Genomic DNA, 13,884 nt, shown 5'->3' with positions numbered 1-13,884 from the left:
TCACTGTGGGAGTTTGATAATGGAGGCGAACCATGGAACTTCGCTTGAACATTGAAGGTGCAACGCCCGAGGAACTGGCACGCGGGGTCACGGCAGCCGAAGCAGTCTTCGCGCGCGCCGGGATTACGGCTTTGCAAGGCGCGGAAGGTTTGTTCGCGTTGGAAGGCTGGGATATCAAAGGCTTTCCGGAAGACGACCAGCCAACCGAGGACGAGGACCAGGCTGCTTCGGTCTGGATGGAAGCCGACGAGGCTGCGACGACTGCATGTTGTGCGGGCTGGCCGGAGGATAAAGTTCCGGGCCATCAGATCATGGAGTTGATCGACGTGCCCCGAACGAGATTGCAGGCCGAGGCGCTCCCGGACACGTGGCCGGCGCGCAAACAGCTCTATCCCGATGTTGTCACCCGGTTGGAGACCACGACCGGGCCGGACCGCCAGATCGATTTCGATATTGCCTTCGTTCTTGGTTGGGTGCCCGAGCGGCCGACGCTGGATCAGGTCGAGCCGCTTTCGGAAAATGGCGACCGTATCCCCTTCTTCACCAGCAACCTCGCCCAGGTGGAAGAAATGGCTCGCAAGGCGCTCAAGGACTGGACGATCGAGATTGACCAGGACCCCTACGATGCCCACGTTTTCGATCCTGCAGCCAGCGAAGACGGTGAAGAATTGCGGATGGCGGCATGGCGCGATTTCGACGGCTCCCTGCTTATGGAGAAGCCACCTGCAAATCCTGCAATCGCACTGACCCTGGCGGATGCGCGGCCAGTCGATGCATTTCGATTAGCGGTGAACGGGTTACACGGCCATCGTCGATCGATCGTGCTTGGCCACTCCAGGTCGCACGCTGGATAGCTAAAAACCTGACCAGCCCACACCGCACCCGAGGAGAGAACCATGTCAGAAAAACCACCCTATATGCCGACCGGCATTGGAACAGGCATGATGAGCGACGACGAGACCAAGGTCGGCGTTCTGATATTCGAAACGGCGCAAGGGAACTTCGACTTCGCAGTCAATCTGCAGGCGGTCGATATCCTCACCAAGGCCATCAACAAGATCGAGATGCATCTTCGCTCCGGCAAGACGCGCTGAGTGTCCGACGATGTGCCAGATCAGAAAAGCCGAAGCCAGGACCTTCGGGAGATCACGCAGGGACCAGGCATCGTGCGGAGGGGCGGCTGGGCGTCGCAAATCCGTTGTCAGTCGCCGACTGGCTCGGCTGGAGGAAACGCTCGGAAGCCAGTGCTCTCGCGCACGACTCGCGGCGCCGGGTTGACGGACTGCCGCTGCGATCGATCACGACTTGCTCACGCTGCATGCCGGCGGTAGGTGGGCCCGGCCATGTAGCGCTCTCCCGTTAGCATCGTTCCCCGGATTTGGGGGGGCCGGCTAAGTCTTGGTCGACCAATTTCGACAGGACAGCCGTCGATCTGGATTGCCCGTTTGCCGTCCAACGCGACCGAAGTTCTTCGCCCGCTGGTTCGCACCGGATCATTCTCCGTCTTCTCTGCGACGATCGCGACGCGTGGCGTGCGTCACTGGCGGCCATTTTAGCATCAGCTTGACAAGTTAATTGCCCCAAAGCAGTTTCGGTGGGTGAAAAGGGAGGAACAGCTATGAAAAAAGCCTATGAAAAGCCAGTCCTGACCAAGCGGGGAATTCTTTCCTCAATCACGGCGCAAGTCATCGAGTCGGGTCTTTCTGCGACCTGAGCAGGTCTTTGACCACTGGAAGCCCGGTGGCTCCGGCTGGCGGGCTTTTTGGTCTTCAGGGCGTGGATTAGGTCCTGACCGACAAAGGGTGCTACATGGGCGATGAAGAATGCCCGCCCAGCGTACGTCTACGCACCACCGCTGATCGGCCTTCCGTTCCTGGCTGTGCTACTGGCTCTGGATGGGACGACCATCGCAACGCCCTTTGACACCGCAGATGAAGCGGCCGCCCACAACAAGGTGATGGCGGTTACAGGTGCGATACGGCAAAGCGGACTTGATAACCACAAATAGGAGAACCCGTCCATGAGACTGCTACGCATCACACCGGTTGTCATTCTTGCCTGTGCCTTGGCCCTTGCGGCCTGCGCCAACACCGTCCGAGGCGTCGGCAGGGACGTCAAATCGACGGCCAACGCAGTCGACGACACGGTCAATAAACCCTGATGCAGAGGACCGTCACGGTCATCGAGAAGACAACGGGCCGCGTGATCGGAGCTCTGCCGATCGATCTTGCGCAGCAGAATCACGAGGCTTCCGATGATCAGTATTTCACCAAGGCGTTCGAAGCCGCCATGGACAGCGGCCTTATTAGTGAGGCCGACAAGCATGCGGTTGAATTCCGGCTTGAGTAAAGTTGACGTTGCGACGGCTTTCTGTCGCGTATCGGGGTTTGTGGTTGCATGGTTTTGCACCTCAGCCATCCATCAGCGGTGAATCAACACACCGTCTAGTCCAACTATCCCTAGGCACGGCCCGCCGCTGCTATGAATGGGGCGGCGGGTTTTTGACCCGGAGGTGAGCAGCAGCCGCTACTCAGACCCACTCAGCAGAGCAAGTCGGCGTATTGGTAGGCGAACACTCTGCCGTTGCTCTCGTCGGTCACCTTAAGAAAGTAGTTTCCGGATCGGTGGAGCGTCAGGGACCTTTTCGTTGCCTGTGCGGCGGCGCAATAGGATGTCGGGGCCCCAGCCCGGTATTCCGCTATCACCTGGCCCGCAAGACATTCTCGGATTTGATACGCTACGGTCAGCCCCCGGGGTCCGAATCATACATTAGAGATATCTAACATTTCCCTTTTGGCGAGACGGGGTGTACTTTAGTTACCGCTGGGTGATCCTAGCGACCTACACTGCCCGCTGCCGAGAGGTGGCGGGCCTTTTTGTTTATCTGTGGAACGCCGCAATCCAATGGGAGTTGAAATTCTGTCACCGCCCCTTCCGTGGAGGCGATGATGGCCATGGACGTACAGCCGTGGTCGGCCCGCTCCCGCTTCCTCAGTGGGCGGGCCATCTCGCGGGCCGCTCGCTAGCAGCATCTGGTGCACCATGCCGTCAACCTCGATACGCAGGTTCGAATACAATCCGGGCACCAGGGTTCTATCGGTGTGGTTTGTAGCGAGCGGCAGGCAGTACGACTTTCTGGACGTGCCGCCTGATACCTACGCCGATTTTAAAACTGCCTTTGCCAAGGGCCGCTATTTCAACGATCGCATCCGCAACCATTTCGCGTTCCGGCCTGTGGCAAGCTCCGGCTCCAGCGGCTCATGCTGAGGCAGATTGTGCCAAGCGACCTGGCGGAAGTCGCGCATGTCGAACTGCTGGCCGCACACCGGACAGGTCATAAAATTGTTGAGCTCGTCGGCAGGCTCGCCGCCGTGCTGCTTGCCGGGAATCGGCGGTCCAAGGTCGGATAGCTTCGTCATAACTGTCAAACATTCAATTCGTCTAAAATGTTCCGGAACCATTTTAGCGCGCGCTAATTGAATCGCACTATGCGAGTCGGCGCATGCCTCTGAAGTTCATCAAGCCCATGGAGCCCGAGCTGGTCGACACGCCACCGCAAGGCGACGAATGGCTCCACGAGATCAAATTCGACGGGTATCGCACCCAAATTATCAAGGATGAAAACGGGATCCGGCTGTTCACCAAGAATGGTTACGACTGGACCGGCCGCTACATCGAACTTGCCGGAGAGGCGGAGGCGATCGAGGCGGAAAGTTTCATCATCGATGGCGAGACAATCACGGTCAACGAGGCCGGCCTGTCCGACTTCCACGCCCTGCAATCAGCCGTTACCCGCCGTGAGCCGTCGCGGGACCTGTATTTGGTGGCGTTCGATCTCCTGCACCTGAACGGGCATGATCTGCGCAACATGCCGGTGGAAGACCGCCGCGAGATCCTGCAGGCATTGATACCAGCCGTCGGGCGCATTCAGGTCAGCAAAGCCATGCCCGGCACTGGCGATGCGGTTTATCACCTGGTCGACAAGGCAGGGCTGGAGGGCATGATCTCAAAGCGCAAGGACAGCGTCTACCGCAGCGGGCCGACGATGAACTGGCGCAAGATCAAGTGCTATGCCGAAAAGGAAATGGACATCATTGGCGTGCAGCGCGAGGCCGGAAAGCCCGCGATGGTGCTCATGGCCGACAAGGGTCGCTATGCTGGCGGCGCTTTCGTTGCCTTTAAAGCCGACAAGCGTCAGCGACTATGGGATCGCGTGCAAGGGAAGGTCGGCGGACCAGTGCCCATCGGTCTAAAGAAAGAAAAGGCCGAATGGCTTAAGCCTGGTCTGGTCGGTCGCGTGCGGTTCCTAAAGGGCGAGGAAAGGCTCCGCCACGCCAAGCTGCTGGACTACCGTGAGGAATAAGCTGGCGACAAGGTGCTGCCCATGACGCGGAACAGAACCGTGTGCCTGACTGACGTTGTGCCGAGATCAAGGTCTAGGAGAAACGGCATGGTTGCGCCCCGCGCGGTGTGGAAGGGCTTTCTGAGGGTCGGTTCCGTGTCGTGCGGGGTCAAGATAGTGGGTGCCACAAGCGAGGCATCGAAAATCCACTTCAAGATTTTGAACCGCAGCGACGGTTTACCCGTCAAGAGTGCCTATGTCGACGAAGGGACTGGCGATGTTGTCGAAGTCGCGGATCAGATCAAAGGCTACGAGGCGGACAAGGGCGAGTTCATCCACGTCGAGCCGGACGAGATCAAGAAACTGAAACTGACGTCGCAGCACACACTCGATGTCGATTCCTTTGTTCCGGTTGCCGAGATCGACACGCGCTATCTCGAAAAGCCATACTACTTGATCCCGGCTGACGGCGCCTCGCTGGAGGCCTTTGGCGTCCTGCGCGACGCGATGGCCAAATCCCGGAGGTTACGGGCAGCCTAGACACATCGGGCTTTGTTGCCGGATTGCCGTTGTGCCCGTAGCTATAGGTCTCGTCGTTTGGTCACTCCTTGTGACCAACTGGTCGGCGTGGTCACCGTCACCCAAAAAATGATCGTGCCGACCTGGCCATGGACCGAGGCCATGTGAGATTGCGTGGATGATCGTTGCTTTAATCTAGCGCAATGTAGCGTTGAGCGGAAACGAAGTAGGCCCGCCACTGAGGACACAAACAGCGGCGGGCCTTGCTTTGAGACCTGGCCCGGGGAGCCAAGCTGCAAACCCAACTTCGATTTCAGAAACAGGTTCCAGGCCTGCAGAAAAAACTTAACGCTTGCTGGCATTGCATAGGCCCGCCACCGGGTCTCGGAACCAGAGGCGGGCCCTCGCACCAGAGCTTGGTCGTTTCAAGGAGGGAGTCGTCCTCACCAAGCACATCCCGAACTTCGACTGCAGATGCATGTTCCTCAGGTCAGTTCAAATTTATCGCCCTGGGGTCAAAATGCTCGTGCGAGCAGCAGGCATCTAGAGCGGCGTTTTCCTCGCGCCCACGACGGTCGGCCACGGCCGGATGCTCGATGGCCTCGGCTATCTCGATCGAAGTCCAACCCGCTGCCATGACTTTAAAGGTCCATTCGGTGACCTTCTGGCTATCGTGTCGCGGTCAGGATATTCGTCCTGTCGCCCGCGGGAATTATGCGCTGCGTCTCAGTCGGTCGGGCCTTTGGGCTTCGTCTCGGAACGTAGCTCCGTTGAGGAGACAACCGGTGAGAGATCACGTCGAGCAGATGCAGGCACTCAGTCAATTCTTGCCGGGCCGATTTTCCTTGGATGCTTCCAAGTCCAGCTGGGCGCGACTGGCGTGAAGCAAGGCCGCGATCAAATTTTGGTCGGCTGACTTTTTGCCGGTGTATAGGCACACAAGCTCGCGGGCCTGGACCGTCGAATCGGATTCCGGGCTCTCCCTGATGGCTGACGTAAGAGCCCGGGAGAGTATGTCGAAATCCAACAACGAAATACCCGGTCGGCTTCCTTTCATGGCCAAATCCATCCTGTTGGTCTGCAGGCAATACTCGAAAGGTCAATGATGACGAGAATCGGCATCACCCCCATTCCTTCACGTGCTCGACTTCAGAAGCTCCCGGGACATCTCGCCGAGCCCGGCGGCGGCGTGGATAACCGCGGTGCAGCGCCACCGCAATTACAAAGGTTAATTCGGCTACGCGCATCGAGGATCAGATGGTTTGGGACCGAGTGTTCGCAAATCACAGCTATAAATCAAATCTTCAGGGTAAGTTGACATGATTGCCCACCGCCGACCGCCTATGGCTTGGATAGATGTTCAGGAGAAAGCAGCGTAAGGCCTATCGACTTGTCAGATCTGATGCCCCCCGATGTGCAGGATGATCCTGCCCTAGCCGCTGAGGTCGACCGGCTTCTGGCGCGCCGTACGCGCGAAATCAGCCTGCGTGGCGAGATCGAACGCCTATTTCGAGTACGTGTCTGGTCGCAAACGGCCAAAATCATCCGCGCGTGGATGATCTGGGTGGCATTTTTGGATGTGCTGACGTTGGCACTGAACGCGGCGTTGCTTCCATGGGTCGTAGCGCAGTCCATGCTCCTGCCCGGCGCCATCATCCCGCCCGTGGCGTTGGCCGTCGTCCTTGTTTGGCGTAAACCGCAGGCGCCTTGGCTCCAAGGAACCTCGCTGATCGCAGGCATGTTCCTTATCTTGTTGTCAGTCGCATTGGTCGGAGCAAGCGCTGGTGGCGAGTTCTACGAACGGCAATTGAACGTCATGTTGTTCGTGGCCATTACAGCCATCATAATCTTCGGGATCCCCCTGGCCTGGACGATGACTATCGCTGCGCTGGCGCTCGGACTTTATCTCATGCTTCAACTGCAGAACCCGGCCATCGCGCATGGGAGTGCAGTGGCTGGGACGCTGTTCTTCGCCAGCGGTATCTTTGCAACGGTGGCCGCGCGGCGCATCATGACAATTCTCGCTCAAAAGACTTTCCTGTTTGAGCTTCGCGACCGACGCAGGGTCGCCGAACTGGCGAAAGCCAATGATCGACTGGTACTCCTGGCGAGGACCGATCCACTCACCGGCATCTCCAACCGTCGCTGGATGACGGAAACACTCGAGCACCTATGGGGAAGTGATAAACGTTGCCTTGCCGGTGCCGCGATGCTGATGTGCGACATTGATAACTTCAAGAAGCTAAACGACCACCTCGGCCATGCGGAGGGAGATCGGTGTTTGGTAAAGGTCGCAACTATCTTGAAGGAAAACGTCAGGCGTGATCGCGATCACGTTGCCCGTTATGGCGGCGAAGAATTCCTCGTGCTCCTGCCCGGGGTGAACGAGGAAGAGGCCGCCGCTGTGGCTGAACGAATGCGTAAGAGCGTCGAGGCTGCCGCTTTGCCCAACCCTGGATCCCGCGTGTCGCGCTGGGTCACTCTGAGCATTGGAGTTGCCGTTCAGACCGCTGAGGCGATCTCGCCGGAGCAGTTACAGCAACGGGCGGATGCCGCACTTTACCTGGCCAAGCAGACCGGCCGCAACAGGGTGCTGCTTCACAGACCGGAGTTATCCGCGCGCAAACATATTCGGCCGGGCAGCCTTGGGGCATAGGCGTGGCCCGAGATCTGCTCTTCTGAATCGCGGGGTTCCCGTGCGTCGATGATAACAGGTTAGTTCAGGGACTTTGGTCCACCGAGACGACCCAAGGGTTCCCCTGTATCTCCACATCGCGCCCGGCAGACCACGATTTTCGAGAATAATCCCCTGAAACGAGTTTCCGGGTTGTTGCGAACACCCATAGCCGATTCCCGCTGCGTGGATGGTCCAGTAGGAGTTCCACCAAGTGGCCTCAGTGATGGGCGATCATCTGGATGATTTGCCGAGTCTTCGCAAATGCCGAGCGCATGGGCTCCGTCGATTTCTGCGCCCTGCGCCCTATGTTGCGCGCGTTTGGCCAGGTGAATGGCGCCATTACGCAGCCTCTGATCTTGCGCAAGGGAATCTTGCAACAGCCCTCATTAGATCGGTTGCAAGTGCTCCATGAAATCTCCATCTAGTTGGGTTGTAGTCAGAACGCGGTCAAACGATGACACGGCAAGAAGTTCTCTCCGTCATTGGATTAGCCGACGATATTACAGTTGCGGAGATCATCGCAACGGGTGCGTCGATCGAGGAATTGAGCGAGGCGTGGGCGTGGGCTTTTGCTGACGACGCGTTAATGGGACAGGGGCGCCCACTTCCGGGAACACGAGGGGCCGCGCTTATTGACTTGCTTAAGCCCGACGAGGACGACCCGGCTGAACCGGGCACCCGTCTGGAATAGATCAGCAATGGAATGTGCAATTCGGCCCTGTCATCCACGGCAGCGTTGCAGGCACTTTCTCAATGAAGCCGACCTTTGGGCCCGGTTCAGTTCAGTCAAAGGGCTTGCGCGTGGCCTTCAGACTTCCCACCATCGTACGAGTAGCATCACAAGGCCGCGCACGCGCTCAGGAGCGGATCGCACCTTGTTCTTGTCCAGGATGTGCTCACCGATGCGCCGAACCTAAGGTCGACTTTGGTCTCGCCGACCGATGCGTCGCAGGTCGCGTGTGCAAAGCTGCAGAACAGCTCCGGCAGCCGCATGTTGAAACGGACCGCCACCTAAAACACACCGCTCATCAGCTTCACAACTCTGGTGCGCCCGGTAGGGGGCCAGGCCAGCAGCACAGATCGCGACGCCCTCTGGCCTGTCAGTCAGGAGTTTGCCACAGCAACGAAAAGCGATTGTCCCTGCCGGTCGATACGGAACAGCATTGGTCTTTTCTGCTGACGGGATTTCGCCCATTCCTCACGGACGTCGGACGGCTGGGTCATGTTTCGGTTGTTGGCCGACACGATAACGTCGCCTGGCCGGATGCCGCTTTCGGCTGCAAGACTGTTGGGAGCGACATCCTGGACGAACACGCCCGTCCTGTCGGCCTGCAGGCCGAGTTGCTGGCGCGCATCGTCCGGAATGGGGCTCAGTGATAGACCAAGGCGCTGGTCTTCTGTCCCCAGGCTTGGAATGGTACCGGTCGGTTCCTCCTGATCCCTGCGCTGATCGACAGTCAGTGACAATTCCTGGTGTGTGCCGCCCCGGTTCATTGTTACGGTCACTTTCGATCCCGGCTTTTGGCTTGCTGCCGCCAGCGTCAGGTCATGGACGCCTTGGATGTCCTTGCCGTTGAACCGGGTGATCACGTCGCCGGCCTGGATTCCCGCTTTCTGCGCCGGGCTGCCAGCCTCGACAGAGGCAACCAGCGCTCCCTTGGCGCCCGGCATTCCGAGCGCCTCGGCGATGGAGGGCGTGATCTCCTGAAGACGCACGCCGATGAAGCCGCGCTCGATGCGGCCAGTGCTGATCAGCTGGTCGACGATAGTCCGAGCGGTACGCGAGGGCACCGCGAACCCAATGCCTATGCTGCCGCCTGACGGCGACACGATTGCCGTGTTGACGCCGATGACTTCGCCGCGCGCGTTGAACAAAGGACCTCCCGAGTTACCTCTGTTGATCGAGGCGTCAGTCTGCAGGAAATCGTCGTAAGGACCGGCCTGGATATCGCGAGAGCGGGCAGAAAGGACGCCGACAGTGACCGTGCCCCCGAGGCCGAAGGGACTGCCGATGGCGATGGTCCAGGCCCCTGGTTGCATCGCGTCCGAATCCCCCCAGGCCGTCGCCGTCATGTTGGGCCGAGGATCGACTTTCAATACCGCGATGTCAGTTGCCGGATCGCGGCCCACCACCCTGGCGGGCGCCGTCTCCTTGTCGGAGAACACGACATGAATCTCAGTTGCGTCGGCGACGACATGGTTATTGGTGACGATGTAGCCTTCGGGACTGATCACAAAGCCGGAGCCGAGTGCTTCCCGCACCTGGGGCTGGATACGCCCTGCCCCGTCGAAGGGATTGAGAAAGCCGTTGAGCGTCGTTTGATCCTGGATGATCTGCTTGGTCGTGATGGCGACAACGGCTGGCAGCTTCTGACGCACAATTGCGCTGAAGTCGTTCGGAATTTCCTGTGCGGTGGCCGGAGCAAGGCCGCCAGTCGAGAGCATCAGGGCTCCTGTGATCAAGCCAATGCACAAGTTCCTGGAGAGGTAAGACATGACTGGTTCTCCTGCCGGATTCGGGTCCTTGATTTTCGTCCGACGCCAGAACTGAGATTCTCGCCGATTGTTTCACCGGCCCGATAAAATGGTTCTAAGGCGTTGACGACGGGGATGTGACCCGTGCCGAGCCATTGAAACCTGCTTGAGACGTTCCAAAATTTCGTCTGGCGGGAATCGCGAGAGCCGCCAAACTCAACCACGCAGGAGATTGTCTGAAGCGGAGGACCATCAATGGAAGCAGCCATTTCGACCCATTTTGCCTCGATTGAACCCGTGGCCCCTGACGTTTTTCTGGACCGCTTGCTGCATCCGGCACGGCATTTCAAACACCCCCACGACGTTTTGGCCGACGTTGCCCTGGACGTTCAGGAGAAGCGCGCCATCCTTTCGTCATGGGCGTCGGATGCCTGCGCGGTAGAATCCGTGCCAGCGCTTCGCATGCTGCCGGGGGCGGGTGAACCGGTCAGCTTCGATGCGATCATGGATGCGTTGCAACAATTGGATCAATCGGAAGAGCTTGCCGGTCCTGATGGCAGTGACAGCGCGGTGGTGGCCGGGTTCGTGCCATTCATCGATCGGATTTAAGCGCCACATAATTGTTCCTGCACCATGGATCCGTCGGCGAGTGACCCCGCCGGCGGGAGGGCGGCATGGGTGCGTCGCCCGGACTGCCGCTGAAAATTTTCCTATTCTTCCTCTTGAAGGTGCAAGTCGCGATTCTAAATTTGATAGTCGCCGGTCGCCCGATGGGGCCGGCAGACCAGGAGGCGGCAAGGCTCTTGGCGCCTCCTATGATCCATGTTGCTCAAAGGAGGATGTGGTTATGAACCTCGATTTTACCCCCCTGTACCGGTCCAGCATCGGCTTCGACCGCATGGTCGACATGCTTGAGAATGCGAGCCGTGTGGCCTCGTTCGACAACTGGCCGCCCTACGATATCGCCAAGGTTGATGATGATGACTATCGCATCACCATGGCGGTCGCCGGTTTCTCGCAGGACCAGCTCACCATCACTTACCAGCCCAACATGCTGGTCGTGAGCGGGTCGCAATCGGGCGATGAGAACGGCCAGTATCTCTACCGCGGCATTAACGGGCGCGCTTTCGAGCGTCGGTTCGAACTGGCCGATCATGTCAAAGTTGCTGGCGCCAGCCTCGAGAACGGGCTGCTGAGCATCAATCTCAAGCGCGAGGTTCCCGAGGAGATGAAACCGCGCAAGGTCGAGATCTCCAGCGGGGCTCGCATGCCGAAGATCGAAGCGCCCAAGGTCGAGACCGAGAAGCTGGCGGCCTGAGCAATCCACTATGAAGGCATCGCTTGAGCCGGGCGTCCGGCCCGGCTCAGAGACCTACGAAAGGAGAAAGACAATGAGCGTACGTGACTTGATCCCATGGGGCCGGGGCAACGGAAACTCGGCGCCCAGTCTCTTCCCTGATGGAGATCGAGACCCCTTCGTCTCCCTCCACCGGGAGGTAAACAGGCTGTTCGATGACGCCTTCCGCAGCTTTGGCGCCAGACTGCCGGCCTTCAGTCCCTCTTTTGCCGCCACTTGGCCCAGCGTGGAGATTTCTGACACGGACAAGGAAGTCCGCGTCACGGCGGAAATACCTGGCCTGGACGAGAGCGACATAGAAGTCCTGCTGGACAACGGGGCGCTCAAGCTTAAAGGCGAGAAGCGTTCCGAGACCGAGGACAAAGACCGGCAGTTCTCCGAGCGCTTCTACGGTCGCTTCGAGCGCCTCATTCCGCTCGGCTACGAGGTCGAGGAAGACAAGGTCAACGCCGCCTTCAAGAACGGGGTGCTGACCGTGACCTTGCCCAAGACCGAGCGGGCGCAGGCGAAGGCCAAGCGGATCGCAATCAACGGCAAGAACTGACGCACGGCAGTATGAGCAGCGGCCGTAACGGCCGCTGCTCATACCACCCTTCATTATGGGAGGGACAGACAATGGAGACAGTTCAAAGCAGCGACATCAGAAACCCAACCAAGACCTCCGGCCGGCCGGACAATGACAATCGGCCTCGTCTCGACGAGCCGGCTTTGTCAATGGGGCGGTCAGTGTTTCCGGATGGCGTGACGGCACGGATCTACCAGCCATGCCGCTCGGCCACGACCTCAGCAAAGCCCCGCAAGGACTGGCGATTGATTTTCGAACCTCGCACAGCCCCGTTCATCGAGCCGCTGATGGGCTATACGGGCGGCCGGGACACCCTGACCCAGGTTCAACTGGATTTTCCGACGCTTGAGGCGGCGATCCGTTATGCGGAGCGCCAAGGCCTCAACCACGTGGTGCAGGCTCCATCTTCTGGCTGCCAGGCCAAGGTCAGCAACAGGCAAGCATCGGAGCAGAGGCACGTCTTTTCCGACGTGGTTTGGCAACGGCTGCAATTGGCATGGCTTCAGGCAAGCCACAACTATGGCGCTGGTGCAAAGGCAGCGCACATACAGACGGCGCTTTCCGAGCCCGAGACATTCTACGCCTCTCCGATGGAGGTCGTGGATGACCCGGTACTCGCACTCGACGAGAAACTTGCCGTGCTCAAGAACTGGGCCTGGAACGAGTACCTGATCGACCTGGCCACCGCAGAAGGCATGCCGGAAAATGCACGTCCGACGCGACGGGACGAGGTTGAACTCGCTCTGCTGGCCTTGGAGGGCCGCACCCAGAGATTCCAGACTCGGCTCAGCCCGGTATGCTCCCGGATAGCCGCATGACTGGAGGCAAGAATGGACCCACTGATCGACTTCGACGCCCAACGTACGATCCCGAACCCCTTCGCGCTTGCGGTCGCGGCAGCGGGCCGGGCGCGCGGCGCAGCGCCCCGGTTGGCGGCCAGCCCGAAGAGCCGGCCGCATCTCGCATTGAGTGAGATCGCCGGCAATGCGTTCGAACCTCGGGAGATCGAATCCTTCCTCCTGACTGAGCCGATCTCGCCGAAGGGCTGCGTCCGTTTCAAATCGGGACCCAAGAAGCTTTGCGGCATCGGGCCGAACAGGCCCGCTGCCGCACCCGCCCTCGACTCAAGGGCGGTACATTGACGTACTGAAACGCAGGAAAGGAGAATGATCGATGTTGAAGAATCTCACTTCCGACAGCAGCAGGCCGGCGCTCGATGTCGTAAATATCCTTGCCGGCATCGCGCTGGCGCTCTCGCCCTGGCTCCTTGGCTATGCTGCCGATGCTGTTGCCGTCTGGCACGCCTTCATCGCGGGCGTAATCACCGTTCTGATCGCGGCGCGCGCGTTGGTGGCGTTCCACAAATTTGAAGAATGGGCGAACCTTGTCGTCGGCCTGTGGATTGTGGCCGCACCTTGGGTGCTTGGCTTTGCCGGCCTGGCGGCAGCAATGTGGTCGCACGTCATCGCTGGCGTTGTGGTTGCGGCCCTGGCAGCAGCCAGCCTTTGGCTCGCGAACAACCGACCGCTTTCTGCAGCCTGATCATAGCCGCTGGCGGGTCCGGATCTTCCGGGCCCGCTCTTTTTTTACGCGCGAGACCACAATCGATGCTGATGCCGTTCCGGTTCGGCGATCTATCCCGCGTTTGTGTGAAGTGGCCGCCATGGACATGAGTAACAGGAAACACAGTTCAACCTCTGGTACTGGATCGGCCCTTCGCGGGGCTGCTGCACTCCAGTACATCTTGACGCGAATTCCCATAGCCGGTTCGAGGCCGCCCTGCTACGCGAGGGCAAGATCGCCGACGTGCAGGTTGGTGGCTCGAAGCCCTCGCGGACTGAACCGACGCGCGGCAGCGGGATGGGGTGCACGGCGACACGATTGCCAAGAGGCTGCTGGGCTCGGCCGGCCACTTCTCTCTTGAACTGAAAAGAGGCATTTCCAATATC

At 59.4% G+C, this 13,884-nt stretch carries 17 protein-coding genes; 15 read left to right on the top strand and 2 right to left on the bottom strand.

From position 1 onward, the window contains the following. The first annotated feature begins 32 nt into the window (after positions 1-32). The 6 genes from NP503_RS28630 to NP503_RS28600 all read left to right on the top strand — a co-directional run bounded on the left by NP503_RS28630 (position 33) and on the right by NP503_RS28600 (position 3,267). The gene (locus NP503_RS28630) at positions 33-854 is read left to right on the top strand and encodes a hypothetical protein (protein ID WP_236383366.1); all 822 of its coding nucleotides are present in this window, start codon (positions 33-35) and stop codon (positions 852-854) included. 42 nt (positions 855-896) lie between these two features. Further along, the gene (locus NP503_RS28625) at positions 897-1,094 is read left to right on the top strand and encodes a hypothetical protein (RefSeq protein WP_127266529.1); all 198 of its coding nucleotides are present in this window, start codon (positions 897-899) and stop codon (positions 1,092-1,094) included. 722 nt (positions 1,095-1,816) lie between these two features. Beyond that, on the top strand, positions 1,817-2,008 hold the full coding sequence (locus tag NP503_RS28615) for a hypothetical protein (RefSeq protein WP_127266528.1): 192 nt from the start codon (positions 1,817-1,819) through the stop codon (positions 2,006-2,008). Positions 2,009-2,020: 12 nt separating this feature from the next. Beyond that, positions 2,021-2,161: an entericidin A/B family lipoprotein gene (locus tag NP503_RS28610; RefSeq protein WP_127266527.1), complete on the top strand. Its 141-nt coding sequence runs from the start codon at positions 2,021-2,023 to the stop codon at positions 2,159-2,161. Continuing rightward, positions 2,161-2,349: a hypothetical protein gene (locus tag NP503_RS28605; RefSeq protein ID WP_236383367.1), complete on the top strand. Its 189-nt coding sequence runs from the start codon at positions 2,161-2,163 to the stop codon at positions 2,347-2,349. The genes NP503_RS28610 and NP503_RS28605 overlap by 1 nt, the downstream gene beginning before the upstream one ends. 693 nt (positions 2,350-3,042) lie before the next feature. After that, a complete protein-coding gene (locus tag NP503_RS28600; RefSeq protein ID WP_164748849.1) occupies positions 3,043-3,267 on the top strand; it encodes a KTSC domain-containing protein in 225 nt (74 codons plus the stop codon). Here NP503_RS28600 and NP503_RS28595 read toward each other — a convergent pair. Continuing rightward, positions 3,192-3,461, bottom strand: coding sequence for a hypothetical protein (locus tag NP503_RS28595; RefSeq protein WP_236383369.1), 270 nt, complete (start codon positions 3,459-3,461; stop codon positions 3,192-3,194). The genes NP503_RS28600 and NP503_RS28595 overlap by 76 nt on opposite strands. A 41-nt stretch (positions 3,462-3,502) precedes the next feature. Here NP503_RS28595 and NP503_RS28590 point away from each other — a divergent pair, with 41 nt between their 5' ends. The 3 genes from NP503_RS28590 to NP503_RS28580 all read left to right on the top strand — a co-directional run bounded on the left by NP503_RS28590 (position 3,503) and on the right by NP503_RS28580 (position 7,517). Next, a complete protein-coding gene (locus NP503_RS28590) occupies positions 3,503-4,363 on the top strand; it encodes an ATP-dependent DNA ligase (protein ID WP_127266525.1) in 861 nt (286 codons plus the stop codon). Between the two features lie 87 nt (positions 4,364-4,450). Then, positions 4,451-4,882, top strand: a complete 432-nt coding sequence (locus NP503_RS28585; RefSeq protein ID WP_236383371.1) for a Ku protein — start codon at positions 4,451-4,453, stop codon at positions 4,880-4,882. Positions 4,883-6,263: 1,381 nt separating this feature from the next. Continuing rightward, on the top strand, positions 6,264-7,517 hold the full coding sequence (locus tag NP503_RS28580; RefSeq protein ID WP_127266537.1) for a diguanylate cyclase: 1,254 nt from the start codon (positions 6,264-6,266) through the stop codon (positions 7,515-7,517). Positions 7,518-8,642: 1,125 nt separating this feature from the next. On the opposite strand, the gene NP503_RS28570 is transcribed toward NP503_RS28580, so the two are convergent. Further along, positions 8,643-9,983 carry a Do family serine endopeptidase gene (locus NP503_RS28570; protein WP_236383373.1) on the bottom strand — a complete coding sequence of 447 codons (1,341 nt, stop codon included), beginning with the start codon at positions 9,981-9,983 and terminating at the stop codon, positions 8,643-8,645. Positions 9,984-10,268: 285 nt separating this feature from the next. On the opposite strand from NP503_RS28570, the gene NP503_RS28565 reads away from it, so the two are divergent. From NP503_RS28565 to NP503_RS28540, 6 genes are all read left to right on the top strand, one after another. Continuing rightward, positions 10,269-10,622, top strand: a complete 354-nt coding sequence (locus NP503_RS28565; protein ID WP_127266521.1) for a hypothetical protein — start codon at positions 10,269-10,271, stop codon at positions 10,620-10,622. A 238-nt stretch (positions 10,623-10,860) separates the two neighbouring features. Continuing rightward, positions 10,861-11,331 (top strand): Hsp20 family protein, encoded by a 471-nt coding sequence (locus NP503_RS28560; protein WP_127266520.1) that lies wholly within the window; start codon positions 10,861-10,863, stop codon positions 11,329-11,331. A 73-nt stretch (positions 11,332-11,404) separates the two neighbouring features. After that, positions 11,405-11,914, top strand: a complete 510-nt coding sequence (locus NP503_RS28555; protein WP_013525023.1) for an Hsp20/alpha crystallin family protein — start codon at positions 11,405-11,407, stop codon at positions 11,912-11,914. Positions 11,915-11,985: 71 nt separating this feature from the next. Beyond that, a complete protein-coding gene (locus NP503_RS28550; RefSeq protein WP_127266519.1) occupies positions 11,986-12,753 on the top strand; it encodes an NADH dehydrogenase ubiquinone Fe-S protein 4 in 768 nt (255 codons plus the stop codon). Positions 12,754-12,765: 12 nt separating this feature from the next. Beyond that, entirely contained in the window at positions 12,766-13,077 is a 312-nt protein-coding gene (locus tag NP503_RS28545) for an RNA polymerase rpb6 (RefSeq protein WP_127266518.1), read from the top strand. Positions 13,078-13,108: 31 nt separating this feature from the next. Then, positions 13,109-13,477, top strand: coding sequence for an SPW repeat protein (locus NP503_RS28540; protein ID WP_127266517.1), 369 nt, complete (start codon positions 13,109-13,111; stop codon positions 13,475-13,477). Positions 13,478-13,884 lie beyond the last annotated feature (407 nt).

This window comes from Mesorhizobium sp. SEMIA396 (assembly GCF_024518615.1).
Lineage (GTDB): Bacteria > Pseudomonadota > Alphaproteobacteria > Rhizobiales > Rhizobiaceae > Mesorhizobium.
This window is presented reverse-complemented; position numbering and strand designations above follow the sequence as displayed.

Coding starts and splice junctions, on each gene's coding strand:
- NP503_RS28630 (WP_236383366.1), top strand. CDS start 33: ATGGAACTTCGCTTGAACATTGAAGGTGCAACGCCCGAGGAACTGGCA.
- NP503_RS28625 (WP_127266529.1), top strand. CDS start 897: ATGTCAGAAAAACCACCCTATATGCCGACCGGCATTGGAACAGGCATG.
- NP503_RS28615 (WP_127266528.1), top strand. CDS start 1,817: ATGAAGAATGCCCGCCCAGCGTACGTCTACGCACCACCGCTGATCGGC.
- NP503_RS28610 (WP_127266527.1), top strand. CDS start 2,021: ATGAGACTGCTACGCATCACACCGGTTGTCATTCTTGCCTGTGCCTTG.
- NP503_RS28605 (WP_236383367.1), top strand. CDS start 2,161: ATGCAGAGGACCGTCACGGTCATCGAGAAGACAACGGGCCGCGTGATC.
- NP503_RS28600 (WP_164748849.1), top strand. CDS start 3,043: ATGCCGTCAACCTCGATACGCAGGTTCGAATACAATCCGGGCACCAGG.
- NP503_RS28595 (WP_236383369.1), bottom strand. CDS start 3,461: ATGGTTCCGGAACATTTTAGACGAATTGAATGTTTGACAGTTATGACG.
- NP503_RS28590 (WP_127266525.1), top strand. CDS start 3,503: ATGCCTCTGAAGTTCATCAAGCCCATGGAGCCCGAGCTGGTCGACACG.
- NP503_RS28585 (WP_236383371.1), top strand. CDS start 4,451: ATGGTTGCGCCCCGCGCGGTGTGGAAGGGCTTTCTGAGGGTCGGTTCC.
- NP503_RS28580 (WP_127266537.1), top strand. CDS start 6,264: ATGCCCCCCGATGTGCAGGATGATCCTGCCCTAGCCGCTGAGGTCGAC.
- NP503_RS28570 (WP_236383373.1), bottom strand. CDS start 9,983: ATGCTCTCGACTGGCGGCCTTGCTCCGGCCACCGCACAGGAAATTCCG.
- NP503_RS28565 (WP_127266521.1), top strand. CDS start 10,269: ATGGAAGCAGCCATTTCGACCCATTTTGCCTCGATTGAACCCGTGGCC.
- NP503_RS28560 (WP_127266520.1), top strand. CDS start 10,861: ATGAACCTCGATTTTACCCCCCTGTACCGGTCCAGCATCGGCTTCGAC.
- NP503_RS28555 (WP_013525023.1), top strand. CDS start 11,405: ATGAGCGTACGTGACTTGATCCCATGGGGCCGGGGCAACGGAAACTCG.
- NP503_RS28550 (WP_127266519.1), top strand. CDS start 11,986: ATGGAGACAGTTCAAAGCAGCGACATCAGAAACCCAACCAAGACCTCC.
- NP503_RS28545 (WP_127266518.1), top strand. CDS start 12,766: ATGGACCCACTGATCGACTTCGACGCCCAACGTACGATCCCGAACCCC.
- NP503_RS28540 (WP_127266517.1), top strand. CDS start 13,109: ATGTTGAAGAATCTCACTTCCGACAGCAGCAGGCCGGCGCTCGATGTC.